The 23,865-nt window shown below is 63.9% G+C and carries 24 protein-coding genes; 5 read left to right on the top strand and 19 right to left on the bottom strand.

The window, feature by feature from the left end; translation table 11 throughout:
* Positions 1 to 28 precede the first annotated feature (28 nt).
* Positions 29 to 1,186 carry an NADH:flavin oxidoreductase/NADH oxidase gene (locus PV781_RS09065; protein WP_274775306.1) on the top strand — a complete coding sequence of 386 codons (1,158 nt, stop codon included), beginning with the start codon at positions 29 to 31 and terminating at the stop codon, positions 1,184 to 1,186.
* Entirely contained in the window at positions 1,183 to 2,085 is a 903-nt protein-coding gene (locus PV781_RS09060) for an MBL fold metallo-hydrolase (protein ID WP_274775305.1), read from the top strand. Before PV781_RS09065 ends, PV781_RS09060 begins: the two co-directional genes overlap by 4 nt.
* 50 nt (positions 2,086 to 2,135) lie before the next feature.
* Here the strand turns inward: PV781_RS09060 and PV781_RS09055 are convergent, their stop codons facing one another.
* The 9 genes from PV781_RS09055 to PV781_RS09015 all read right to left on the bottom strand — a co-directional run bounded on the left by PV781_RS09055 (position 2,136) and on the right by PV781_RS09015 (position 11,101).
* Complete coding sequence (locus PV781_RS09055; protein ID WP_274775304.1) at positions 2,136 to 3,347, bottom strand: ABC transporter substrate-binding protein; 1,212 nt, start codon at positions 3,345 to 3,347, stop codon at positions 2,136 to 2,138.
* A 345-nt stretch (positions 3,348 to 3,692) separates the two neighbouring features.
* Positions 3,693 to 4,406 carry an ABC transporter ATP-binding protein gene (locus tag PV781_RS09050; protein ID WP_274775303.1) on the bottom strand — a complete coding sequence of 238 codons (714 nt, stop codon included), beginning with the start codon at positions 4,404 to 4,406 and terminating at the stop codon, positions 3,693 to 3,695.
* A gap of 1 nt (position 4,407) precedes the next feature.
* On the bottom strand, positions 4,408 to 5,199 hold the full coding sequence (locus PV781_RS09045; protein WP_274775302.1) for an ABC transporter ATP-binding protein: 792 nt from the start codon (positions 5,197 to 5,199) through the stop codon (positions 4,408 to 4,410).
* Entirely contained in the window at positions 5,196 to 6,242 is a 1,047-nt protein-coding gene (locus PV781_RS09040; protein ID WP_274775301.1) for a branched-chain amino acid ABC transporter permease, read from the bottom strand. The genes PV781_RS09045 and PV781_RS09040 overlap by 4 nt, the downstream gene beginning before the upstream one ends.
* A gap of 3 nt (positions 6,243 to 6,245) precedes the next feature.
* Positions 6,246 to 7,121 (bottom strand): branched-chain amino acid ABC transporter permease, encoded by an 876-nt coding sequence (locus PV781_RS09035; protein ID WP_274775645.1) that lies wholly within the window; start codon positions 7,119 to 7,121, stop codon positions 6,246 to 6,248.
* 33 nt (positions 7,122 to 7,154) lie between these two features.
* Positions 7,155 to 8,288 (bottom strand): ABC transporter substrate-binding protein, encoded by a 1,134-nt coding sequence (locus PV781_RS09030; RefSeq protein ID WP_274775300.1) that lies wholly within the window; start codon positions 8,286 to 8,288, stop codon positions 7,155 to 7,157.
* A gap of 36 nt (positions 8,289 to 8,324) precedes the next feature.
* Positions 8,325 to 9,260: a 3,5-dioxohexanoate:acetyl-CoA acetone transferase gene (kce, locus tag PV781_RS09025; protein WP_274775299.1), complete on the bottom strand. Its 936-nt coding sequence runs from the start codon at positions 9,258 to 9,260 to the stop codon at positions 8,325 to 8,327.
* A complete protein-coding gene (locus tag PV781_RS09020; protein WP_274775298.1) occupies positions 9,257 to 10,183 on the bottom strand; it encodes a 3-hydroxyacyl-CoA dehydrogenase family protein in 927 nt (308 codons plus the stop codon). The genes kce and PV781_RS09020 overlap by 4 nt, the downstream gene beginning before the upstream one ends.
* Before the next feature lie 75 nt (positions 10,184 to 10,258).
* A complete protein-coding gene (locus tag PV781_RS09015; RefSeq protein WP_274775297.1) occupies positions 10,259 to 11,101 on the bottom strand; it encodes a cyclase family protein in 843 nt (280 codons plus the stop codon).
* A 135-nt stretch (positions 11,102 to 11,236) separates the two neighbouring features.
* Here PV781_RS09015 and PV781_RS09010 point away from each other — a divergent pair, with 135 nt between their 5' ends.
* Positions 11,237 to 12,013 (top strand): IclR family transcriptional regulator, encoded by a 777-nt coding sequence (locus tag PV781_RS09010; RefSeq protein WP_274775296.1) that lies wholly within the window; start codon positions 11,237 to 11,239, stop codon positions 12,011 to 12,013.
* An 80-nt stretch (positions 12,014 to 12,093) separates the two neighbouring features.
* On the opposite strand, the gene PV781_RS09005 is transcribed toward PV781_RS09010, so the two are convergent.
* The gene (locus PV781_RS09005; RefSeq protein ID WP_274775295.1) at positions 12,094 to 12,495 is read right to left on the bottom strand and encodes a winged helix-turn-helix transcriptional regulator; all 402 of its coding nucleotides are present in this window, start codon (positions 12,493 to 12,495) and stop codon (positions 12,094 to 12,096) included.
* Positions 12,496 to 12,587: 92 nt separating this feature from the next.
* Between PV781_RS09005 and PV781_RS09000 the strand changes: the two genes are divergently transcribed.
* Together PV781_RS09000 and PV781_RS08995 are read left to right on the top strand one after the other, a co-directional pair.
* Positions 12,588 to 13,142: an FMN-dependent NADH-azoreductase gene (locus PV781_RS09000; RefSeq protein WP_274775294.1), complete on the top strand. Its 555-nt coding sequence runs from the start codon at positions 12,588 to 12,590 to the stop codon at positions 13,140 to 13,142.
* A gap of 623 nt (positions 13,143 to 13,765) precedes the next feature.
* Positions 13,766 to 15,127, top strand: coding sequence for a tyrosine-type recombinase/integrase (locus tag PV781_RS08995; protein WP_274775293.1), 1,362 nt, complete (start codon positions 13,766 to 13,768; stop codon positions 15,125 to 15,127).
* 220 nt (positions 15,128 to 15,347) lie between these two features.
* Here the strand turns inward: PV781_RS08995 and chrA are convergent, their stop codons facing one another.
* The 9 genes from chrA to nirD all read right to left on the bottom strand — a co-directional run bounded on the left by chrA (position 15,348) and on the right by nirD (position 23,865).
* Positions 15,348 to 16,739, bottom strand: a complete 1,392-nt coding sequence (gene chrA, locus PV781_RS08990) for a chromate efflux transporter (protein ID WP_274775292.1) — start codon at positions 16,737 to 16,739, stop codon at positions 15,348 to 15,350.
* Between the two features lie 11 nt (positions 16,740 to 16,750).
* Positions 16,751 to 17,569 carry a sulfurtransferase/chromate resistance protein gene (locus PV781_RS08985; protein WP_274775291.1) on the bottom strand — a complete coding sequence of 273 codons (819 nt, stop codon included), beginning with the start codon at positions 17,567 to 17,569 and terminating at the stop codon, positions 16,751 to 16,753.
* A 125-nt stretch (positions 17,570 to 17,694) separates the two neighbouring features.
* Positions 17,695 to 18,420 (bottom strand): nickel/cobalt transporter, encoded by a 726-nt coding sequence (locus PV781_RS08980; protein ID WP_274775290.1) that lies wholly within the window; start codon positions 18,418 to 18,420, stop codon positions 17,695 to 17,697.
* Positions 18,421 to 18,422: 2 nt separating this feature from the next.
* Entirely contained in the window at positions 18,423 to 18,860 is a 438-nt protein-coding gene (locus PV781_RS08975) for a YqaA family protein (protein WP_274775289.1), read from the bottom strand.
* A 25-nt stretch (positions 18,861 to 18,885) separates the two neighbouring features.
* Positions 18,886 to 20,205 carry an MFS transporter gene (locus PV781_RS08970; protein ID WP_274775288.1) on the bottom strand — a complete coding sequence of 440 codons (1,320 nt, stop codon included), beginning with the start codon at positions 20,203 to 20,205 and terminating at the stop codon, positions 18,886 to 18,888.
* A 3-nt stretch (positions 20,206 to 20,208) separates the two neighbouring features.
* Complete coding sequence (locus PV781_RS24120; RefSeq protein ID WP_425532375.1) at positions 20,209 to 20,514, bottom strand: sulfite exporter TauE/SafE family protein; 306 nt, start codon at positions 20,512 to 20,514, stop codon at positions 20,209 to 20,211.
* Between the two features lie 212 nt (positions 20,515 to 20,726).
* Positions 20,727 to 22,460: a bifunctional protein-serine/threonine kinase/phosphatase gene (locus PV781_RS08960; RefSeq protein WP_274775287.1), complete on the bottom strand. Its 1,734-nt coding sequence runs from the start codon at positions 22,458 to 22,460 to the stop codon at positions 20,727 to 20,729.
* Between the two features lie 69 nt (positions 22,461 to 22,529).
* Positions 22,530 to 23,342, bottom strand: coding sequence for a formate/nitrite transporter family protein (locus PV781_RS08955; RefSeq protein ID WP_274775286.1), 813 nt, complete (start codon positions 23,340 to 23,342; stop codon positions 22,530 to 22,532).
* 184 nt (positions 23,343 to 23,526) lie between these two features.
* Complete coding sequence (gene nirD, locus PV781_RS08950; RefSeq protein ID WP_274775285.1) at positions 23,527 to 23,865, bottom strand: nitrite reductase small subunit NirD; 339 nt, start codon at positions 23,863 to 23,865, stop codon at positions 23,527 to 23,529.

Raw genomic sequence — 23,865 nt, 5'->3', positions numbered from 1 at the left:
GACCCGCCGATCCCGCGGAGAGCTTGCGATGCCCAACCAGACGCCGCTTCTGTTTCAGCCCCTGACCGTGCGGGGCGTGACCTTGCGCAACCGCATCGCCGTGTCGCCCATGGCCATGTATTGCGCCAGGAACGGCTACCCCGTGCCCTTCCACCACACCCATTACGGCAAGTTTGCTATGGGCGGGGCGGGCCTTGTCTATGTGGAGCAGGCGGCCGTGACCCGAACGGGGCGCATAACCAATGGCTGCCTCGGCCTCTGGGAAGACGGGCAGGCGGAGGCGCTCGCGCCACTGGCCGCCTTTCTTTCCGAGCAGGGGGCGGTGCCGGCCATCCAGATCAACCATTCCGGCCGCAAGGGGAGCGCCCAGCGGGCCTGGGAAGGCAATGGGGTTCTCACCGCGGAGAACCTCGCCAACGGGGATGAGAGTTGGCAGCCCGTCGGCGCGTCCGCGACGCCGTTTGCCGATGGCTGGCCCATGCCCCATCCGCTCGACCGCGCCGGCCTGGACGAGATCCGCGACGCCTTCGTCGCCACGGCGCTCCGGGCGTTGAAGGCGGGGTTCCGCATCATCGAGCTGCACATGGCCCATGGCTACCTGCTGCAGAGCTTCCTCTCGCCCATCGCCAACAAGCGCACGGACGACTATGGCGGCAGCCGGGACAACCGCATGCGCTTCCCGCTGGAAGTGGCCCGCGCGGTGCGTGCGGCGATCCCGCAGGACACCCCGCTCTTTGCCCGCATCTCGGCGGTGGACTGGATCGAGGGCGGGTGGGAAATGGACGACAGCGTAGCGCTGGCGCGCGAACTGCGCCTCGCGGGCGTGGACCTGGTGGATTGCTCCTCCGGCGGCAACCTGCTGCGGGGCGCCACCAATTCCAACCTGACGCGCCGGCCCGCCTACCAGGCACCCTTCGCCCGCCGTGTGCGCGAGGAGGCCGGCATTCTCAGCCAGGCGGTGGGTCTCATCCGCACGCCGGAACTGGCCGAAAGCCTGCTCCAGGAGGGCGCGGCGGACATCATCGCCATTGGCCGGCAGATGCTCTTCGACCCTTTCTGGGCCCATCATGCGGCCGAGGCCCTGGGGGTCACAGGCGCCTTCGAGGCCTGGCCGCGCCCCTATGCCTGGTGGCTGGAAAAGTGGTCCAGCGGCCTGAAGGCCAGCGGGGAGCGCCCCGCCGCATGACAGACCGCGCGATCCGCCATCTCCAGCTGGATGGCCTGGCCATCGACCTTCTCCCCGAGATCGCGCATCGCATGATGCCGGTCTCGTTCCTGTTTAACGACCTGTCCAAGACGCAGATGGAGGCGAACGCCGACTGGCTCGACGCCCGCTTCCTCGATCCCGCCGCGATGACGCTGGGGCTTGCCTTCCAGGCCTATGTGGTGCGGACGGAAGGGCTCACCATCCTGGTGGATTCCTGCAACGGCAACCACAAGCAGAGGCCCACCGCCCCCTGGCAGCACGATCTGCGCTCCAGCGCCTTCCTCGACAATCTCGGCGCGCTGGGGCTGCGCTGCGAGGACGTGGACATGGTGGTGTGCACTCACCTGCATTGCGACCATGTGGGCTGGCATACGCGGCTGGACAATGGCCGCTGGGTGCCCACCTTTCCCAAGGCCCGCCACCTGTTCGGGCGCCGGGAATATGAGCATTTCCTCGCGCGGTACAGGACCGAGGGTGCGGCGGCTGTGAACCACGGCGCCTTCGCCGACAGCGTGCTGCCGGTGGTGGAAGCCGGCCTCGCCCATTTCGTGGAAGAGACCCACACGGTGCTGCCAGGAGCGGGCGGCGGGATTTCACTCATGCCGGCACCGGGGCATTCGGTGGGCCATTGCTGCGTGCGGGCCGCCAGCGGCGCAGAGGAAGCCCTCATCTGCGGGGATGCGCTCCACCACCCCATCCAGTTCGACTTGCCCGACATGCATATGCGCGCGGACTTCGACGCGCCGCTCGCCGCCGCCACCCGCCGCCGGCTGCTCTCCCATTGCGCGGACACCGGGGCCTGGCTTCTGGCCGGGCATATCCCATTCCGGTCCATGACTCAGGTGCGCCGCTTCGAGGACCGCTTCCGCTTCGCCTGAACGCGAAAGAGCCGGGCAGCGCGCCCGGCTCTTCTCTTTTCAGGTCATGCTCAGTTGTTGGCCACCAGCGGGCACGGCGAGCCCGCCAGCGGGCGGAACGCCTCGTCGCCGGGGATGGTGGCGACCATCTTGTAATAATCCCACGGCGCCTTGGACTCGGCCGGCGCCTTCACCTCGAACAGATACATGTCGCGGATGGCGCGGCCGTCGATGCGCAACTTGCCGTTCTTGGTCATGAAGTCGTTGATGGGCAGATCGCGCATCTTCGCCATGACCGTCAGCGCGCTGTCGGTGCCGGCCGCCTGCACCGCCTTCAGATAGTGCGAGACGGCACTATAGACGCCGGCCTGGTAGAGCGAGGGCATGGCCTTGTGACGCTCGAAGAAGCGCTTGGCGAAGGCACGGGTTTCCGCGTTCTGGTCCCAATAGAAGGGACTCGCCAGCATGATGCCGCTGGTGGCCTTCAGGCCGAGCGCATGCACCTCGTTGATGGCGAGGAGCAGGGTCACCAGCTTCTGGCCGGACTGGGTGACACCGAACTCGGCCGCCTGCTTAATGGCGTTCTGGGTGTCGGCGCCGGCGGTGGCGAGCGCGATCACCTGCGCCTTGGAGGCCTGTGCTTGAAGTAGGAAGGAGGAGAAATCCGGCGTGCTGGCCGGTGCCTTGATGCTGCCCACCACTTTGCCGCCCGAGGCCTTCACCACGGCCGAGGTGTCGCCCTCCAGCGCATGGCCGAAGGCGTAATCGGCTGTCAGGAAAAACCAGTCCTTGTAGCCCTTCGCCACCACCGCGCGCCCCACCACCTGCGCCAGCGCATAGGTGTCATAGGTCCAGTGGGCGCCGACCGGCGAACAGGCCTTGCCGGTCAGATCCGAACTGGCGGGGCTGGAGAAGATGACGATGCGGTTCTTCTCCCGCGCAATGGCTTGCACGGCCAGCGCGACAGCGGAATTGGGCACGTCGACGATCAGGTCCACCTGCTCGGTGTCGTACCAGCGCCGGGCGATGGCAGCGCCCACATCCGCCTTGTTCTGGTGGTCAGCCGAAATCAGCTCCACCGGCGTGTTCCCCACCTTGGCGCCGGCATCCTCCACCGCCATCTGCGCGGCGAGGACGGAGCCGGTCCCCGTATTGTCCGTGTAGAGGCCGGACAGGTCGGTGAGCACCCCGATCTTGATCTTGCCATCGGCCATCTGGGCCTGAACAGGGGCCGCAATCAGCAAGCCCGCCACAGCGGCTGCCAGGGACAATTTCGCGCGCATGGTCTCCCTCCCCAGGGATCAGGGCCCGCTGGCCCTTCAGTGTTACCCATCGCCCCAGTTTCAGGACTTCCGGGCCTGCGCTGACATCCCATCACGGAGAGGACACACCAAATTCCAAATGCGAAGCCTCGCCCAACTTTTGGTAATGCTGGAGCCAAAGCGGGCTTGTTCAGGCCGTTTCTTTCCACCGCCAAAGTGGACCCAGGCGACTTCCTGACCATGCGCTCGACACCCGTGACCGTGGCCGCCTCGACCATATCGAGGCCGAGCATCGGGACGGACACTGGATCGCTGCCGTATTGATTTTCAGATTCGCTGCCCCACCGCAAAACTCATAAAATCCGATCAGTGCTGACCGAGATACGAGCTCACCAGCCTCCCATCCGCCAGGAAGCTCGGCCACTCGCCCTCGCCAATCTCGTGGGCCATCCGTCCCGTTGCCATCACATAGGCCCGGCTCGTGGCGCTGGAGGCGATGGCGATGTTCTGCTCCACCAGGATGATGCTCATGCCGTCCGCGCGCAGACGACCGAGCACATCCAGGATGTCCTTCACCACCTTCGGCGCAAGGCCGGTGGAGGGCTCGTCCATCACGATGATGTCCGGCTGCAGCAGGAGCGCCCGGCTGATGGCCACCTGCTGCTGTTGTCCCCCACTGAGGAGATCGCAGCGCACGTTCAGTTTTTCTCCCACGGCCGGAAAGAGATCCACGATGCGCTCCATGGTGAACACCCGCCTGCGCCGCCGGCCAGCCCGCTCCGCAAGCGCGAGATTCTCGCGCACCGTCAGCTCGACAAACAGATTGCGGTTCTCAAGGACCACCCCGAGGCCGAACCCGCCGCGGCGGTGCGCAGGAATGCGGGTGATATCCTGACCGCCGAGCCGGATCTCGCCCGACCGGGCGGGCAGCAGTCCGCACAGCGCGCGCACGAGCGTCGTCTTGCCGGCGCCATTGGCACCCACCAGCCCGACCACTTCGCCCGTGCCGACACTGAGGTCTATGCCTTCGAGAATGGTCAGCGCGCCATAGCCGGCGCAGAGGCCTTTCACGCTCAACATCTCACACTCCCAGATAGGCCTCGCGCACAGCGGGATCGTCCTGCACGTCCACCATGGTTCCGGAGGCGATGATGCGTCCGAAATTCAGGACATGGATGGTCTGTGCAATCCCCATCAGGTCCATGTCGTGCGACACCAGCAGGATGGCGATGCCTTCCTCCGCGAGCAGCTTCAGCTTGCTGATGAGCACCTCGATCTCCGTCGTGGTGAGGCCGGAAGACGGCTCGTCCAGCATCAGCAGACGCGGCCGGCCCTGATAGGCCCGCGCCAGTTCCAGAAGCCGCCGCTGACCCGCCGTAAGCAGAGACGAGGGGCGCTCGAACACGGCTCCCAGATCGAAGCGCACCGCCGTTTCATAGGCGCGCGCGCGCATCTGCCCCATTTCGCGGCGCGAGGATGGCAAGCTGGCAAGTCCGGCGAAAAAGCCGGAGCGTCCCTGCTTGAAGCCCCCCACCATGACATTTTCGGCCACCGTCAGGCGTTCGAATATCTTCGGTGTCTGGAAGGTGCGCACAAGGCCCCCGAGACTGCGCTGACGCACGCTCTCGCCCCGGATATCGCGGCCGTCGAACCGCACCTCTCCCGCCGTAGGCGTGAGAAAGCCGGAGACGATGTTGAAGAGGGTCGTCTTGCCGGAGCCGTTCGGCCCCATCAGGCCGGTGATACCCACGGCCGGCGCCGCGAAGCTCACACCGTGAAGCACCTGGAACCCGCCAAACCGCTGGGCGATAGCGCGCAATTCCAGCAGGGGTGCATCCGGACGGGAAGGGAGGGCAGCAGCAGCCTGGATCATGACGCGCCCCTTCCATCCCCGGAGCCAGGGCGCGGCCGCAAGACGGCGACCACACTGCGCCCGACGCCCCATAAGCCATCCGGGAAAAAGACGACGGACGCCACCAGGGCAAGCCCGAAGAGAACGCGGTGGATGTCACCCAGCGCGCTCAGGAACTCCGGAACCAGACCGATGAAGAGTGCGCCGACAATGACGCCCGCCGGCACCGCCGCCCCGCCGATGACGGGCACCAGCAGGAACAGGATCGACTTGTCGACCCCAAAGCTGTCCACGTTCACGAAGCCCACATAATGCGCGAACAGGCTGCCGGACAGGGCTCCTAGGGCGCTCGAGAGCATGAAGATCCAGAGCTTCAGCCGCGCATTGTCGATGCCCATCACCATGGCGGCCTCGGGCGCATCCCGCATCGCCTGGAGCGCGAGGCCGATGCGGCTTCCCATCAGGTTGTGCATGGCGAAGATGGTCGCGAAAGCGATGGGCCAGACCAGGTAGTAGAACTTCTCCGGCGTGTCGAAGATGAAGCTGCCAATGGCAAGCTTTGGAACGCCCGGCACGCCCAGCGTGCCGCCGGTGATGAAGTCCGCCTCGAAATAGATGTTGGTGCAGATGATGCCGAGGGCGAGCGTGGCGAGCGCCAGGAAATAGCCGGACAGCCGAAGGATCGGACGGCCAATGAGGGCTGCGATGGCAAGGGAGATGGCAATGCCGACGCAGATCCCGGCCCCTGCCGGCCAGCCGAGCCGTGCGGAGCAATAGGCGCTGGCATAGCCGCCGATCCCATAGAAGGCGGCTTGCCCCAGATTGACGATGCCGCCCTGCCCCAGCAGGAAGCCCACCCCCGCCCCCGCAATGGCATAAAGCCCGCAGAACACCAGGAGGTCGACGGCGTGCCGCTCCAGGATCAGCGGCAGCAGGAGGAAGACGGCGCCGGCCAGAGCAAGGGCGATCAGGGAGGCGCCGTTGCCGCTGTTCGTCGTCAGGATGGACTGGGAAGGGGCCGCAGCGGCGGCCAGAGGGGCGGCGCGCGTTGTGGTGCGTGGCATGTCTCAGCCTCCCTTGCGACCGGCGCGGCCGAGGATGCCGTCCGGAACGAAGATCATGATGACGATGAGCAGGGTGAGCGCGACGGCATCCTTCATCCCGGAGGAGACGAAGACGATCGACATCGCCTCCAGGATGCCAATGACGAGGCCGCCCACCAGCGCGCCGAGCGGATTGGTGAGGCCACCCAGGATGGCGGCCGCGAACCCCTTCAGCGTGAGCAGCGGCCCCATCTGGTAACCGACACCGATGAGCGGAGCCGCCAGAAGGCCGGCGAGCGCCGCAAGCAGGCCCCCCAAGGCAAAGGTCGCCGTGCGCATGAGGCGGACATTGATGCCGGTGGTGGATGCCCCGTCGGGGTCGATCGAAGCGGCCATCATGGAGAGCCCCAGATGGGTGTGCCGGTAGAACAGGCGCAGCGCCAGGATCAGTCCGGCAGAGATGGCGATCACCCAGAGGGCATGCTCCCGGATGATGGCGCCAAAGATCTCGTACACCTCGTCTCCCAGCGGGGGCAGCAGATGCTCCTCCCGCCCGAACAGATAGAGCACCCCCGCCGAGAAGGTGAAGCCGAGGCCCACCGTAAGCAGGAGGAAGGATTCCTCCCGCGCCCGCCGTGCGAACAGAGCCCGGATGGGGCCCAGCTCCACGAGGATGGCGGTGGCCATCCCCGTGAGCACGCCGGTGATGACAGCCAGCCACAGCGGGAGGCCCCACATGGTGGCCGCGAACACGGCGGTCGCCGCGCCCACCACCGCAAGTTCGCCCTGCATGGCGTTGATGACGTGGCTGCCCTTGAAGATGACGGCAATGCCAAGCCCCACCAGAGCATAGACGAAACCGTTGGTGACACCGGCAAGCAGTGCCTGGGTGATGAGCATCAAGGCCAAGGGACGATCCCCCTGTCTGTGAGGTCAGGAGCCGGCCTTGAACGGCAGGCGGACGAACTTGCCCTTGTCCAGCTTCGAGAAGACGTAGCTTTGCAGCGTGAGGCCGGTCAGGTCGTCCTTGGAGAAATCGAACCGCGCCATGGCGCCGTCGAACGGTCCCCGGATCGCCTCGCACAGGGCTCCCGGCTGGGCATCGGGGCCGACCTTTGCAAGGCCCGCGGCCACCGCGTTGAAGGCGTCCCAGGCGCTGGCTTCCATGGTCTTGGGCAGCACGCCATATTCCTTCTTGAAGGCGTCGACGAACGCGCTCTGGCTGGGCAGGGGATCTTCGGCGACCAGGAATTCGGCAAAGACGATATTGTCCGCGGCGTCGCCCATGGCCTTCACATATTCATAGGTCGCAGTTCCAATGCCGGACAGCAGAGGCACGGTCATGCGGATCTGCCGGGCGTTGCGGAAGGGCGTCGCCGAATTGCCGATGACGGCCACCGCATCCGGGCCCGCGGCCTTCACCTTCGCGGCCTGGGTGGTGGCGTCGGTTGCGCCCACCTCCCACTTTTCAACCGCGACGATTTCCACCGGATAGTCGGGGCTCACTTCCCGGATCTTCGCCATCACGATGTTGCCATAGGCGGAATCGTGCAGCACGCCGAGCTTCTTCACGCCAAGGCCCTTGGTGGCCACCTCAAGCAGCGCGCGGGCGTTGAGGTCCTGCGACGGCAGCATGTGGAACACGCAGCGCCGGGTCTTCTCCATCGCCACGCCCAGGCCGGTGAAGGCCATGACGGGGATCTTGGCGGGGTCCGCGACGCCCCCCACGGCAAGCGTCGAGGCCGTCAGGGTGGGGCCGATAATGGCCTCCACCTTCTGCGAGAAGATGAGGTTGTTCGCCTTGGTCACGGCCACATCGGGGCTCGAGCCGTCATCCTCGACGATGAGCTGGACCGGCCGACCATTGATGCCACCCTTCTCATTAGCGAGCTTCACCGCCAGTTGCAGGCCGTTGCGCTGGGGAATGCCCGCGCCGGCACCGGGGCCGGTGGTGGAGAGGATTGCCCCGATGCGGATCGGTTCGGCTGCGACTGCGGCCGTGCCCGCGAGGGCAAGGGCAAGAACGGGAATGGCCAGGAGTCCCCGGCGCGACACGCGATGCATCATTGTTCTTCCTCCCTGTGTTTATTGCTTTTCAGCGTTTCAGAACCCCACGCGGTCCCCTCCCTTGAGGGCGAGCATGGACCGCGCATCGCTTGGCGTTGCGATCTCGTGGCCAAGCTCCTCCAGGAGGCGCCGCACTTTCCGGACCTGCTCGGCATTGTTCGCCGCAAGCTGTCCGCGGCCGATGAAGAGGCTGTCTTCCAGCCCCACGCGCACATTGCCGCCAAGCATGGCGGCCTGCGTGGCAACGGGGATCTGATGCCGCCCCGCCGCCAGCACCGACCAGACATAGTCCTCCCCGAAGAGGCGGTCGGCGGTGCGCTTCATGAACAGCACATTGTCCATCTCGGGGCCGATGCCGCCGAGGATGCCGAAAATGGTCTGGACGAAGAAGGGCGGCTTGATAAGGCCGCGATCCACGAAATGGGCGAGGTTGTAGAGGTGCCCCACATCGTAGCATTCATGCTCGAAGCGGGTGCCGTGCTCTTCGCCCAGCATTTTCAGGATGCGCTCAATGTCCCGGAACGTATTGCGGAAGATGAAGTCGTCCGTGCTCCGCAGATAGGGCTCCTCCCAGTCGAACCGCCATTGCTTGTAGCGGTCGGCCAGCGGGTAGATGCCGAAATTCATGGAGCCCATGTTGAGCGAGCACATCTCAGGTCGCGCCGCCAATGGCGCCGCCAAGCGATCCTCCACGCTCATGTTCAGGCTGCCGCCGGTGGTGATGTTGAGCACCGCGTCCGTCGCCTGCTTGATGACCGGCAGGAACTGCATGAACACCTTAGGGTCCGGCGTCGGCCGCCCGTCCTTGGGGTCCCGGGCATGCAGATGCAGGATGGCCGCGCCCGCTTCCGCCGCGGCGATGGACTGGGCCGCGATGTCCTCGGGCGTGAACGGCAAAGCCGGCGACATGGTGGGGGTGTGGATGCCCCCGGTAATGGCGCAGGTGATGATGACCTTGCTGGATCTCTTCACGCGTCCTCTCCCGCTGCGGGCCGCTGCACGGCTTGCCTCAGGTGCCGCACCAGCGCGGCCCTGACCTCATCGGCCGCCTGCTGCGGCCAGGACCGGAAGCCTTCGCCCGTCTTCATGCCGAGGCGCCCGTCGGCCACCAGTTGCCGCAGATAGTCGGACGGTCCCGCATCCCGATTGAGGGCGGGCAGGATGGTTTCGTGAATGGCGAGGGTGAGATCGGTGCCCACGAGGTCCGCGTTTTCCAGCGGCCCCAGCACCGCCAGCCTCAACCCGAAACTGGTCTTCACCACCGTGTCGATGGTCTCGGCATCGCACACGCCGGCCTCCACGAGGGAGACGGCCTCCCGCCAGAGGGCATGTTGAAGCCGGTTTCCGATGAAGCCCGGCACGTCCCGCCGCACATGAACGGGCGTCTTTCCGGCGGCGGCGAGGATATCCATGGTCCGCGCTATGACCTCTGGCGCGGTGCGATCCGTGCCGATCACCTCCACCAGCGGCACCAGATGGGGCGGGTTCCACCAATGGGTACCCAGCGCCCGCGCGGGGTGCGCCAACCCCGCCATGATGCTGCCGATGGGGATGACGGAGGTGTTGGTCGCCAGCACCGCATCCTGCGGCGCATGGGCCTCGATCTCGATGAACAGGCGTCGCTTTGCCTCCAGATTTTCGCTGGCCGCTTCGACGACGAGGCCCGCGCCGGCCACCGCGTCCGCCAGAGCGGCGCAGGGCTCGACCGCCTCGGCGGCCGACGGGTCCGCGCCGAGTGCCCGGAGATTGCCGGAAATGCGGCTGCGCAGGGTCGCCAGCGCCTCTGGCACCGGGTCGAACACGCGGACCTGATGTCCACGCGCTGCGAAGACCTGGGCGATGGCATGCCCCATGAGGCCGGCGCCGATAATGGCTGTGACGGGGTGCGTGGTCATGCCCTCTCCTCCTGCGGAAAGCACAGGGCGGGACCTGTCCCGGCTCAGTCCGGGGCAGGTCGGGTCGGGGATGTTTCAGAGCGGCGTGCCGGCCTCGATGCGATACGCCTGCTGGGGGTCCACCATCGCGACAAGGCGGATGATGCAGCCGTCGCCCCGGTCCCAGTTCCAGGGGAAGAAGGCGAAGGTCACGCGCTTGCCGGTGACGGCGTCCAGGTCGCCGCCGACATTTTCAATGCCGAGAATGCCGTTGGTAAAGAGCTTGCGGTGGACCGGCTCCCACTCGGGATGATCGTCCTTCCAGTCGCGCCCGCCCGACCAGGCCTTGTACTCCTCCGCAAGATGGGGATGCAGCGGGCCGTTGCGGTGCGGGCCGATGGCGGTTGCCAGCGGATGGTCATTGGCCTGGGTATCGTGGCCGACCACCTTCACCTTCTTCTCGACGAACCAGTCGCCCGCCGAGGCGACGAAGCCGGGCGCGTAGCAGAAGTATTCCGCATTGTCCTCGTAGCGCTTGTGCCATCCCGTATTGACGATGACCACGTCGCCGGGCCGTACATGCGCGCCGGCGGCTTTCTCCAGGTCCTCGTACGTGATGGGTTCCCACTTCTCCTTCGGGATCGAAACGACGATGCCGGTGCCGAAGAAATGCGGCAGGGGAACTTCATCGATGAAGGGCGTGCCCTCCACCACATGGGCCGGCGCATCGATATGGGTGGTGTTGTGCATCGTCGTGGTGATGCGCTGGGTCAGAACACCAGATTTTGCCATGTAATGGATGCGATCAATCTGCACATCCTGAAAATATGGCCAATTTGGCGACTGAAATCCGAACCGATGCGACAGATTATAAAATTCGATTCCCATCGCATTTTTAAGGTTTGACTGAAATTCAATGCCACGGATCGTGACAGTCATTTAACGCCTCCCAGCGTCGTGCACCCGAAGGCGCGGATTTTTTTGTTGTGCCTGGGATAGGACGCACCATCGGGGGTGGTCAAATCTAATGATACATGTGTATTGTATCGCGATACACAAGCGAGGAGAGAGCGCATGTCGGGGGCGGAAGCGTCGATCCGTGAGGGAGGGGGAATCCAGGTCATCGCAAGAGCGGCAGCAATTCTCCGGGCGTTGAAGAATGTGCGCTCCGGCCTCAGCCTCGCCCAGATCGCCGCCCGCGTGGACCTGCCCCGCTCCACGGTCCAGCGCATCGTCAACGCGCTGCTGGAGGAGGATCTTGTGATCTCGGCAGGCCCGGAGGGCGGCTATCGTCTCGGCCCAGAAATCCATGCCCTGTCACGCTCGGGCAAGATGGACATCGTGGAGCTGGTGCGCCCGCACATCGTCGCCCTGTCGCAAGCCACTGGCGAGACCGTCGACTTCTCGGTGTTGCGGGGAAGCGAGGTGCTCTTTCTCGATCAGGTGACCGGCACGCACCGCCTGCGCGCGGTATCAGCGGTGGGGGACATCTTTCCCCTGACGAACACCGCCAATGGCAAATGCTGCCTCGCCTTGCTGGACCCCGAGCGGGCACGCGCGCTCATCCGCAAGGAGCTTCCCGGCACGCGGAAGCTGAATGCGGTTCTGGCGGAAATCGCGGAAGTGCGGCGGACGGGGATTGGCTTCAACCACGAGGAGCACACGGTCGGCATCAGTGCTGTGGGCATCGGTTTCCGGGATGCGGCCGGCGGCATCTATGCCATTTCCGTGCCCGTGCCGACCTCACGGTTTCCAGCCATGAAGGACGACATCATCCGGGAACTCCAGGTCCATCGCCAGCAGATCATAAACAAGACCGGGGCGCACAACAGAAATGCCGAGTGCTCCTAGTCTTCGATCCCTGCTGCCCCTTTGCCATGCAAAGAGAGGGGTGCGGCACACCCAGGAACGCGATTGAGCGCCGCGCAGCGCTAAATCGGCTCTGGAACCGCGCTTCTGCGGTCAAACGCGTCTCGCGCCTGCTGGATCTCATCCGCATGGCTGCTGACCCAATCGTGGAGTTCCTTCAGCGTCCGCAGCAACGTCATGCCGAGCGGCGTCAGGGCATAGTCCACGCGGGGCGGCACCGTAGGGAATACGGTTCGCGTCACGATTCCGTCCCGTTCGAGTGTGCGGAGCGTCAAGGTCAGCATCCGCTGCGAAATGCCGTCGACCGCACGCTTCAGCTCATTGAAGCGCTTGGGCCCAGATCCGAGAACAATGACTGTGTAGACAGTCCATTTGTCTCCCACCCGGGTCAGAACATCACGGGCGACGGGGCAGCACCTGTCCTCTCTGAAGTCGATGGTTACCTCGGTGTGCCTCTGCAACATCAAAGTGCCTCCTTGTGTACCGCCGCAGTTCTATCAATATCCCTCGCATCACAATGGAACCAGGTTACCTGGTACAACTAGGATGCGTTTTGATGACCATACTGCATATCGACAGCAGCATAAATGGCGCCAACAGCGTCAGCCGCTCTCTCAGCGCGGGTGTGGTGGCCCGCCTCAAGGCCGCGAACCCTTCCGAAACCGTGGTGTTGCGTGATCTCGCCTCCCAGCCGCTGCCGCACCTTGCGCAGGTGGGCGGGGGCGATCCGTCGGTGCTGGAGGAGTTTCTTTCCGCCTCCACCGTCGTGATCGGCGCGCCCATGTATAATTTCGGCATTCCGTCTCAGCTGAAGACGTGGCTCGATTACATCGCGGTGCCCGGAAAGACCTTCCGCTACAGCGCCACCGGGCCGGAAGGCTTGTGCGGCGGCCTGAAGGTGATTGTCGTGTCCTCGCGCGGCGGCATCTTCACCTCCGGTTCGCCTTATGCCGCCTTCGACCATCAGGAGAGCCACCTCACCGCCTTCTTCAGCTTCCTCGGCGTGAAGGACCTTCATTTCGTGCGTGCAGAGGGTCTGGCGCTGGGCGAAGAGGCGCAGAAGCGGTCGCTCGAGGCGGCGCAGGCTCAGATCCAGGCCCTGGCTGCGTAAGTGGCGGAGGCGGAAACGTGAGCCTTCAGACCTCGTTTTCCCTTCCCCCTCAAGCGCAAGGTTTACGCGCACCTGCTTTCAGTCCGCGGCGTTGAATTCTTTGTTGTCGCGGGAGGAAGATCCCCGATAACGGTCCTCGACGCGTTCCAAGTGGCAGGGCGCTGGGCATGCATCCAGCCCCGCCACTTGGACAGCTTGACATTCGAATGAGTGGAGGTGTGGCGGGAGAGATTTTCGGGAACGCTGCTGCGCCGCGCCGCCATTCAATTCTATTTGTTCGGTGCTTTCACAATGTTCTGGACGGTGATCCCACCTCTTCCGGCGAGTTCCCCTGCTCTCTGCGCTGACCCTGAAAGCGTGCCTGCCGGCACAAAGGTCGCCACAGCCTTTGATTGCGATGGCGCACCCGGCACGATTCGAACGTGCGACCTTTGCCTTCGGAGCAATTTAGGCTGCCCGTCCCAAATATGCGACAGGGCACGCCATGGCTCGATATCCATCTGATTTAACTGGACTATCTTATAAAGGAGCAACACGCACTTATCCGAACCTGCGCCACAATTTCCGCCCTCGTGCTTACGCGGTGCTTACGCGGAAGAAGGGTATCAGCCGGAGTGAGCTTCATGGCTAAGATCACCAAAAGGGTCGTCGACGCCGCCGTGCCCACCGATAAGGACTACATCATTTGGGATGACGAACTGCCTGGCTTCGGCCTCCGCATATTCACCTCTGGCAAGCGGAGTTACGTTATCCAGTATCGAGCAGGCGGCCGATCACGCCGCTACACAATAGGCTTACACGGTATTTGGACACCTGAGACCGCCCGGCAGGAGGCTAGGATCCAGTTTGGTCGAGTCGCGCAGGGTGACAATCCGGCGGAGGAAAGGCAGCTGGATCACAAGGCGATCACCGTCAAAGAACTCTGCACACTTTACATCGCGGACCTCCAAGCGGGTCTCATCCTCGGAAAGGGGGGGCGCCCGAAGAAGCCGACCACCGTGATCACCGACACCGGACGCATCCATCGGCATATTATCCCGTTAATTGGGACCCTCAGGGTAAAGGACCTGGCTAAGGCCGATATTCACAAGGTTCTGAAGGATATCATGGCCGGGAAGACACGGTGCTCGGTTAGAACCAAGAACCTGCGAGGCCGGGCTGTCGTCCGTGGCGGAGCCGGAACGGCGACCCGAACGGTTGGGCTGCTTGGCGGCATCCTTACCTATGCCGTTGAGGCCGGCATCATTGCGCATAACCCTGCACATGGAATTAGGAAGCCGAAGGATCGGGTACGGGACCGGCGCCTGACGGAAGGCGAGTACCGTGTCCTCGGTGAGATGCTCAGGAAAGCTGCTGCAAATGAGAAGTTTGCAACAACGCTCGACATCATCCGTCAGATCGCACTGACGGGGTGCCGTCGCACCGAGATGATTAAGCTGAGGTGGGCTGAGGTCGACACCGCTTCCAGTTGCCTCCGACTGATCGACAGCAAGGAAGGCGCCTCCATCCGTCCCATTGGCCTGCCCGTGGTCGAATATCTTGAGGATCGCAAGACGCGCCGCACAGGGACCCACGTGTTCCCAGGCTCACGTGCGGAGGACATTGCCTTCGGCAGCTTCCCGAATCAATGGGAGCAGATTTTCAAGAAATCCCCACTATCTGATGTTACGCCCCATGTCCTTCGTCACAGCTTTGCCAGCATCGCGAACGACCTCGGCTTCACCGAAGTTACGATCGCCGCCCTGGTCGGCCACTCGAAGGGATCCGTCACCAGCAAATACATTCACACACTCGATACTGCGCTGATCATGGCTGCGGATACAATATCAGGTTACATCCAGGGCTTACTTGACGGCATTAAGTACAAGCAGACAGCTTATGCTCTGGATCGCGGCTCCCGCAAGGCGGCACTGGCACGGTTTCTTCAGCGAGCGGCAAGTGACCCGAATACAGAATATGAAGAAGGCGATAGCCTCGTTGCATAGGCGGCGTCCACGAAAGCAATCAGCAGGATGTCGGGGACAAAAATAGCCAAGGTCGCCAAAGCGACCAGCAGCACCAGCAATGATATCGAGCGTGGTGTCATGTTTCTCTCACGCTCCAATAGAACACCTATCGGAACGTTCGGTTGCTCGCGATATCGCCGATGCGGCCGCTCCCCCCCCCCCCCGCAGTCGGGCGAATCTGGGGCACTTCGTTCCGCCGTCACATGTGAAGCAACACGCCCGCTAACGCGCACACTGCTAGTGTCGGAAGCATGCCGACCTTGAAGCGGAGCATGGCCACCATGGCGGCGGCGGCCAATAGCGCCGCGCGCCAGTCGATCGACGAGAGCACGGGCAGCTCCGGTCCAAACCCGAAGAGCTCGAAAGTTCGAACCTCATGAAAAATCACATGAAAGGCGAACCATAGGGCAAGGTTCATGACGACGCCGACGACGGCGGCGGTGATGGCCGACAAAGCCGCCGAGACCGCCCGGTTGCCCCGCAGAGCTTCGGCGTACGGCGCGCCAGCGAAAATGAACAGGAAGGACGGCGCGAACACCACCCATGTGGTCAGCAGGGCGCCAAATCCACCCGCCACCAAGGGATCAAGCGTACCCGTCGCTCGGTAGGCGGCGATAAAGCCAACGAACTGCAGAACCAGAATCAGCGGTCCCGGCGTGGTCTCGGCGAGCCCGAGGCCATCGACCATCTCGCCCGGTGCCAGCCAGCCGAAGCTGTCGACCGCGGCCTGCGCCACATAGGTCAACACCGCATAGGCCCCGCCGAAGGTCACGACGCCCATGGTCGCGAAGAAGGTGCCGAGTTGCGTCCACAGACTGGAACCGCCGGTCGACAGCCACAGGAGCAGCACCGGCGCGAGCCAGATGGCGACCCACAGGCTCACGACGCGAACGGTACGTCGCGTCGAGGGGACGGCATGGGTCAGCTGGCCGCGCTCGAACATGCAATCGATCACGCCATGGGCGTCAGCAACACCGCCCTTGCCGCCATGTCCGCCACCGGCAAAGACCGCAGGGGCGGTCCGGCTCCCGAGCCAGCCAACGAACCCGGCGGCGAGAATGATGATCGGAAACGGTATGCGCAGCAGGTAGATGCCGAGGAAGGCGGCCACCGCGATGCCGATCATCACACGGTTTTTCAGCGCCCGCCTGCCGATGCGCAAAACGGCCTCCACGACCACCGCCAGGACCGCCGCCTTAACGCCGAAGAACACGGCATCGATCAGCGGCACGTGTCGGTAGACGACATAAAGGACGCTCAAGCCAAACATGACCAGCGCGCCGGGAAGGATGAAGAGCAGGCCGGCAACGAGGCCGCCCAGGGTCCGGTGCATCAGCCAGCCGATATAGGTGGCGAGTTGCTGGGCTTCCGGGCCGGGCAGCACCATGCAGTAGTTCAGGGCGTGCAGAAAGCGCTGCTCGCCGATCCAGCGGCGGTCTTCGACCAGTTCCTTGTGCATCAGGGCGATTTGACCCGCCGGGCCGCCGAAGCTGAGCAGGCCGATGCGCGCCCACACCTTGGTGGCTTCGCGGAAGGACGGAACGGCGGGGTCGCTCGCGGAAGCCGCGACGCTCGTGGTGGATGTCGACATGGTCGCCTCCCTCACGCCGGGTTCGAGCGCGATGGCCAGTTATGGGTCTCCTCGGTCGCGTCGCGGCACCAGCGGTAGAAAGCGTCATAGAGCGTCATGCCGGCGTCGAGTTGTTCGAGGTCGTCGCGAAACATGCGCGACAGTCCCAGGGAGGCGGCAAGGAAGCCGGCCGCCTGCGGAACGAGGTCGAGCCTGTCCGTGTCGGCGGCGCGCACAATGTCGGCCAGCCGTTCCAGCGGCGTGCAGGAGAGGCCAAACTCTTCGATCATGGTGTCGAAGCTGCAGCGATCGCCCCGATGGCTCCAGAACACACCGTCAATGTCGAAGGGGGTCGCATCGAATTGATCGGCGACGGCGGCAACCTCGGAGGCGCCGACGAAGAGGAACACGGCCGACGGGTCGACGAACCGCCGGATCAACCACGGGCAGGCGATACGGTCGACCTTGGGGCGCGCGCGTGTGACCCAGACGGTTCGTCCTGCCGCGTCAGGCACGGGCAGCCTGTCAGGTTTGACGAGCAGTCCTCCAGCGGCACGCCACGCCTCGAAGCCGCCTTCGAGCGTTTCGGCCCGGACGCCCGATTGGCGGAGCCATGCCGCCGTGCCCTGCGCCAGCTTGCCGCCCTTCTGGCAAACCACAACCACCTCACGGCCGGCGAACTGCGAGGCCCAGGACGGCACAGCCTGCGCCTCGTACCGGCTTGACGCCGGTAGCCGACGCGGGTCCGCGTCGATGTCGTCTCTCATACGCACGTCGATGATCGCAGGCGCGCCCGGAAGACCGATGAGACGGGAGAGCTGGGAAACGGTGATCTCAGTGTTTGACGGCATGAGCGTCCATCCCATTTGTCAGGGAACATGGACGCGATCTTTGGGCTGCCGCCTCACGGGGCAATCGCGAATAACCCCTTATCCCGCTTCTAGCTGAACTCGTCCGTCGCCCGCAAGCCGCGCGATCAGCGCAGCCACACTTCTCTCAAGGCAACCGCCAGCAACACGAGCCCGGCGGCGGCCTCGATGAACCGCGCCGAGCGTTCCAGGAGCCTCCCCCGATGTTCCAGCAGCCGCATCAGCCGATCGCGGAAGAGGATTGTCGCGACGGCGACCGTGGACAGGGTGAGCGCGACCCCGAGCATCATTGTTACGGCGAAGGCGATCCCCGCCTCCGGCACGCCGCGCGCCATGGCAAAGGTCATGACGAAGAGCGTCAATGGACACGGAATGAGGCCGGCCATGACGCCGACCATCAGGCCCTCGCCCCGACCATGAACATGCGAGTGCCGACGCCAGGCTCGCCACAACATCCAGAGGCCGATGATGCCCAGAAGCGCCCGGCTGACATCCTCAAGAACAGGCGTGCGGCCAACGCTACCCAGTGATGCGGAGATCAGCGGGAGCGCCAGAAGCGCGATCAGAACCGACATCAGCACATGGGTAAAGGAGAGCGCCAGGCAGACCCCCAGCCCGCGCAGGATGCCAAGGTGGGAGCCCGCAAGATAGGTCGCGAGGATCGTCTTGCTATGTCCAGGGGTCAGCGCGTGCGCGGCGCCGAACAGGCTTCCCATTGGCAGATAGAGGATGAACGCCCCCCAGCCGCCCGCCCCCGCGACATCCCGGATCTGTGCGGCGAAGGCCTGATAGATTTCCTGCTGGAAACCGACAATGTACTGCCAGAAGGCCATGATCAGCCCAGCCCAAGCGTAACGGCCGCAAGAACCACGTAGCGTCCGACCTTGGCCAGAGCGACGAGAGCCAAGAACATTGGCAGCGGCTCGCGCAGCACCCCGGCAATGACGGTCAGCGGATCGCCTATGACCGGCGCCCAGCTGAGAAGCAGGGACCATTTGCCGTAGCGGCGGTACCAGGTCTCCGAGCGCGCCAGGGCCGCAGGCTTGACGGGAAACCATCTCTGGCGCCGAAACCGGTGAATGCCGCGCCCGAGCAGCCAGTTGATGACCGAACCCAGCACATTGCCGAGGCTCGCCACACCCACCAGCACCCAGGGCGGATAGTCGGTCGCTAGCAGCAACCCGACCAGAACGGCTTCCGATTGCATCGGCAGGATCGTCGCAGCGATCAATGCGCTGAAGAAGAGGCCGGCAAAGGCCGTCAGCTCGGTCATGGTCGTCCGCGATCGCCAGGAGGCATCACCCGCGCGGCCATGCTGTGTGATGGTGGTCGATGACGAACTCATGGCTATGCCGGTGCCCGCCGGAAACGGGAATAGCGCCGGCCAGATGGGGATCATCGTCCTGCAGCGCGTCGTGGACATGCTCCAGTTCATCGGGATCTCTTGCCGGCCAAAGCCGCATCGCGGCGAGAGCTGCGACCCCAGCAAGAATGGCAAGAACGGCGGACGTGCCCGGCAACCCCATGCTTGCGCCGAACCAGCCGGCAAGAGGATACGTGATCAGCCAGCAGGCATGCGACAGTGCGAACTGCGCCGCGAAGAGGGAGGGACGGTCTTCCGGCCGCGAGGAGCGGCGCAGCAGTCGCCCCGAGGGGGTCTGCACCAACGAATATCCAAGCCCCAGCAGGAACCAGAGCGGCAGCACGAACGCGAAGCTGCGCAGCGCTGATCCGACAAGAAGCCCCGCGACCAAGATCCCGGCGCCGGCGAGCATGGCGGCGCGGTCGGGAACCGTATCCAGCAGCCGAGGCAACGCCAGTGCCGCCACCATCGAGCCCCCGCCGAAGGCGGCGAGCGCCAGCGCGGTCGCGCTCTGATCGAGGCCGAGCACCGCTTGAACCAGGACCACGGTATTGACGATGACCATGGCACTGGCCGCGGCGACGGCAAGGTTCAGCGCGAGCAGGCCGCGCAGGCGCGGCGTCGCGAGATAGATGCGGATGCCGCGCGTGGTCCGATCATAAATGCCCCGCTTCTCTATCGCCTGCGGGCTCGGCAGGACCACCGACACGACGAGTGCGGCCGAGGCAAGGAAGCCGACGACGGTGCCGGCGAACAGGCTGTGAAAGCTGATCAGCGTGAGCAAGGCGGCGGCCAGCATCGGGCTGACCACGCTTTCTAGATCATAGGCGAGCCGCGATAGCGAGAGCGCACGAGTATAGTCACGCTCATCCGGCAGGACATCGGGGATGGTCGCCTGGAAGGTCGGCGTGAACCCGGCGGAGGCCGACTGGAGCACGAAGATCAGCACATAGACCTGCCAGATCTCGCTCACGAAGGGCAGCAGAAGCGCGACGGCGGCACGAACCAGATCCAGCGAAACCAGCATGGTCCGCCGAGGCAGTCGCTCGGCAAAGGCAGCTGCAACCGGCGCGCCCCCGACATAGGCGATCATCTTGATCGCGAGTGCCGTGCCCAGCACCGACCCCGCATTCGCCCCCGCCAAGTCATACGCGAGAAGGCCGAGGGCCACGGTCGCCAGCCCGGTCCCGATCAGGGCAATGACCTGTGCGAGGAACAGGTGCCGGTATGTCCGGTTCGCAAGGACAGCGAGCATGTCTCACACCGCCTGCGCGCTGGCGAGCACGGCGATGCCGCTCCGGCGGCGCCCGCCGACATCAAGGCCCACCGCGATCAGCCGTGCATAGAAGAAGCCGAGAGCGCGCCGTATGTGAGACACTATGGCCGGCGGGCCGAGAGGGACCACATGGGCCGAAACTCCAGGCAGCGCTACGATGAAGGCGGCCGTCACCGTCTTGGAATGGCCCGGTTCCAGCCCGTGCAGCGCGCCGAGCAGGATGGTCCTCGCGATGAACAGCCAGGAGCTTCCTGCCCTCTGTTGAAGCAACTCGGCAAATGGCGTCATGCGGTTCTCATAGATTGGATCCGACAAATTATGTGAGTTCATTCATTTTATTCTTGATGTCATCGAATTCTAACAGGCTGAATATTCGCTAGATCAGAAATACAGCAAGGAAATGCTCGCCACTTACTTGCGCAGGGTTGCCGCGGACAGTGGGGTCGAATGAAATTCATCCGAGCATGCGCCTTACGGATTCAGATATCCGCACCACAGGCTTAATTCCCGCTAAGCCGTAAAATCGCCTGCAAGACTGATGTTGCCCCTAAGGCAATCGCAGCGGCCTTCCAAAAAACAAGCGGGTCGCGCTCGAGTAGGGGGCGCGCAGATCGTCGTGAATAGTTCCCGTCAGGGTGACGCAGGGCATAGGTGAATTCGGAAACATCTGCGAACCGACGGCTGGGATCCGTGGACAGCGCGGTCTCAAGCACATCGTCCACCCAAGGGGGCAGCGAGGGAACGGGGTCGAGCGCCGACATATAGACAAGCCGTTGTCGCCCACCACGCGCGTGCGCGACCAGCGCGCGCGGATCATAGGGAAGCTGACCGGTGAGCATCTGGTAGGTGATCACCGCCAGAGAATAGAGATCAGATTGGGGTGTCCCGCTTACCCCCCCATGGTATTCCGGCGCGGTGTACTGAACTGTCCCGAGTATTGCGGTCTCCGCAGAGTCGCGTGTGGATTCGATGATGCCCGCAACCCTTGTGGAACCAAAGTCGATGATCTTCACCGTGCCGCACGGATCGATCAGGATGTTGTCGGGCCGTATGTCTTGGTGAAGCATGTCTTTTCGATGGAAGGCGTTCAGCCCAATCGCGATCTGATCGACGATGCCTCGGACGGTTTCCAGGTCGGGCCGCGGATTGTCCCGCATCCATTGGGACAGTGTTCGGCCCTCCACATATTCCATCGCGGTATAGAGCGAGGTGCGGATTTGTGGCGGGGCAGCCTTCAGGACGTGCGGGCTTTCGATGCGACGCGCGATCCATTCTTCCATGAAGAGACGCCGCAGATAGGTCGAGTCGTCGCGCAATTCCACGCTCGGCAGTTTCAGGACCACCTGCGCGCCGCTCTCGACATGAGTTGCCAGATACAAATGGCTCCGGCTGGATGCGTGGACCTGACGTTCGATCCTATAGCCATCCAGCATCTGGCGCGGCGCGGGCAATGCGGGCAGCGGCAGGTCAAGGGCATGCCCCAGGACGTCACGCGCCTCATCGTCCGGGAGCGTCTCGACCCGGACGATTTGGACCGTCAGGTTATCCTGGCTCCCTTTGTGAAGCGCCTCCAGCACAATGGCTCGGGCGGCCGCGTTGAGGTCGCCGCCGTTCGCGGCGATGGCACTGGCTATGAACTTCGCGCTCGCATGCGCATACACACCATCCGTCGCCATGACGAAGGTGTCACCGGGTTGCACCGGCAGCGCCCGGTAGTCGATCTCGATGTTGCGGTCCATGCCCATCGCACGGGACAGGAAAGAGTCCGTTGGAGAGACGACGAGCCTATGGTCGTCGGTCAGTTGCTCCAGCGTACCGCCCGTCATCCGGTAGATTCGGCTGTCGCCCGCATGAAAAAGGTGAGCGGTAGTCGCCTTGAGTACCAGGCCGGAAAAGGTGCAGACATAGCCCTTGTCCCGGTCGTAGGCCCATTGACTGCGTCGCGTTTGGGCATGGAGCCATGAATTCGTGGCAGACAGGACGCGCTCGGCGGACGTCTTCACGCTCCAGGCGTCGGAGGTGCAGTAATAGTCGGTGAGGAACCCTTTGACCGCCGATTCGCTCGCGACGCGGCTCACGCTGCTTGAACTGATGCCGTCAGCGATCGCGAGCGCTATTCCCTTAAGGGTGAGTGCCGCTCCGTCCGGAATGATCGCGCCATGAAAGTCTTGATTGTCCGCCTTAAGGCCCGCCTCCGAACATTGCCCTAGGGACACACTGAGGATTTTCGGCATACGAACTCCCTAAACGGCCCCCGCCGATGCGGGGGCCTGGCGCAAGGGTGTTTGTGGCGTGGCTCTGCGTCAGCCAGGGATGCGACTCGGTGCCGTCTTGTAGTGGGTTGAATAGAGTGTTGCGCCCACAAATGTCAGCCCACCCACCAGATTTCCGATTACTGTGGGAATCTCATTCCACAAGAGATAATCCATGATCGTGAAATGCCCACCCATCATCAGGCCCGACGGAAACAAGTACATGTTCACGATGGAATGCTCGAATCCCATATAGAAAAACACCAAAATCGGCATCCACATAGCGATGACCTTACCCGACACCGTGGTGGACATCATGGCGGCCACAACGCCGGTCGAGACCATCCAGTTGCACATGACTGCCCGGATGAAGAGCGTCAGCATGCCGGCAAAGCCATGCGCGGCATAGCCCACGGTGCGTCCTTCGCCGATGCTGCCGATCTTCTGACCAACTGCGTTGGGAGCTTCGGTGAAGCCGTAAGTGAAGATGATGGACATGAACAACGCGACCGTCAGCGCCCCGGCAAAGTTGCCGATGAACACCAGCCCCCAATTGCGCAGCACCCCGTTCCACGTGGCGCCAGGCCGCTTGTCGAACACGGCCAGCGGAGCAAGGGTGAAGACCCCTGTCAGCAGGTCGAATCCAAGCAGGTAGAGCATGGCGAAGCCGACCGGGAATAAGAGCGAGCCTATGAGGTGGTTGCCTGTGTTCACCGTGACGGTGATGGCGAAGGCCGCTGCGAGCGCGAGGATAGCTCCTGCCATGTAGGAGCGGATCAAGGTGTCGCGAGTCGACATGAAGATCTTCATTTCTCCAGCGTCGACCATTTTGCTGACGAATTCGGAAGGGGCGAGATAGGCCATCGGTACTCCAGGAAAGTTTAAATTCGTGAGGTGAGCGGTGAGGGATGCCGTCGTTGGTGCCCGGAATGGGAGCCGGTCACATCGAACCGTCGCGCGATGCAATGTGATCGGTGAAGCCGTCTGTCTTCAGAGAGGCAGATGGCGTTTCACCGCTCGGATTGTTTCAATCGGAGCAGATCGCGCGTTAGGGAGCCGCAGCGATTCCCATGTTGATGAAGATGCGGTCATTCTCGACTTTGACCGGAAACGTACGGGCGCAGCCGTGGTCGGCGCCGCCGGCCTCGCCGCTATCAAGGTCGATCACCCAATTGTGCAACGGGCAGGCCACCTTGCGGCCATGGACGATGCCTTCCGAGAGCGGGCCGCCCTTATGGGGACAACGGTTTTCCAGGGCAAACACCTCGTCGTTCGCCGTGCGGAACACGGCGATCTCGCGGCGAGGGACCTTGACGGTGCGTGCGCCCCGCCGCGGAATGCCGCTGAGGGGACCGAGATCGAACCAGTATTCATCTGCGATTTGCAT

The organism is Aquabacter sediminis (assembly GCF_028863665.1).
GTDB lineage: Bacteria > Pseudomonadota > Alphaproteobacteria > Rhizobiales > Xanthobacteraceae > L1I39.
The sequence above is the reverse complement of the archived record's forward strand: the minus strand, read 5'-3'. Positions and strand labels throughout refer to the sequence as shown.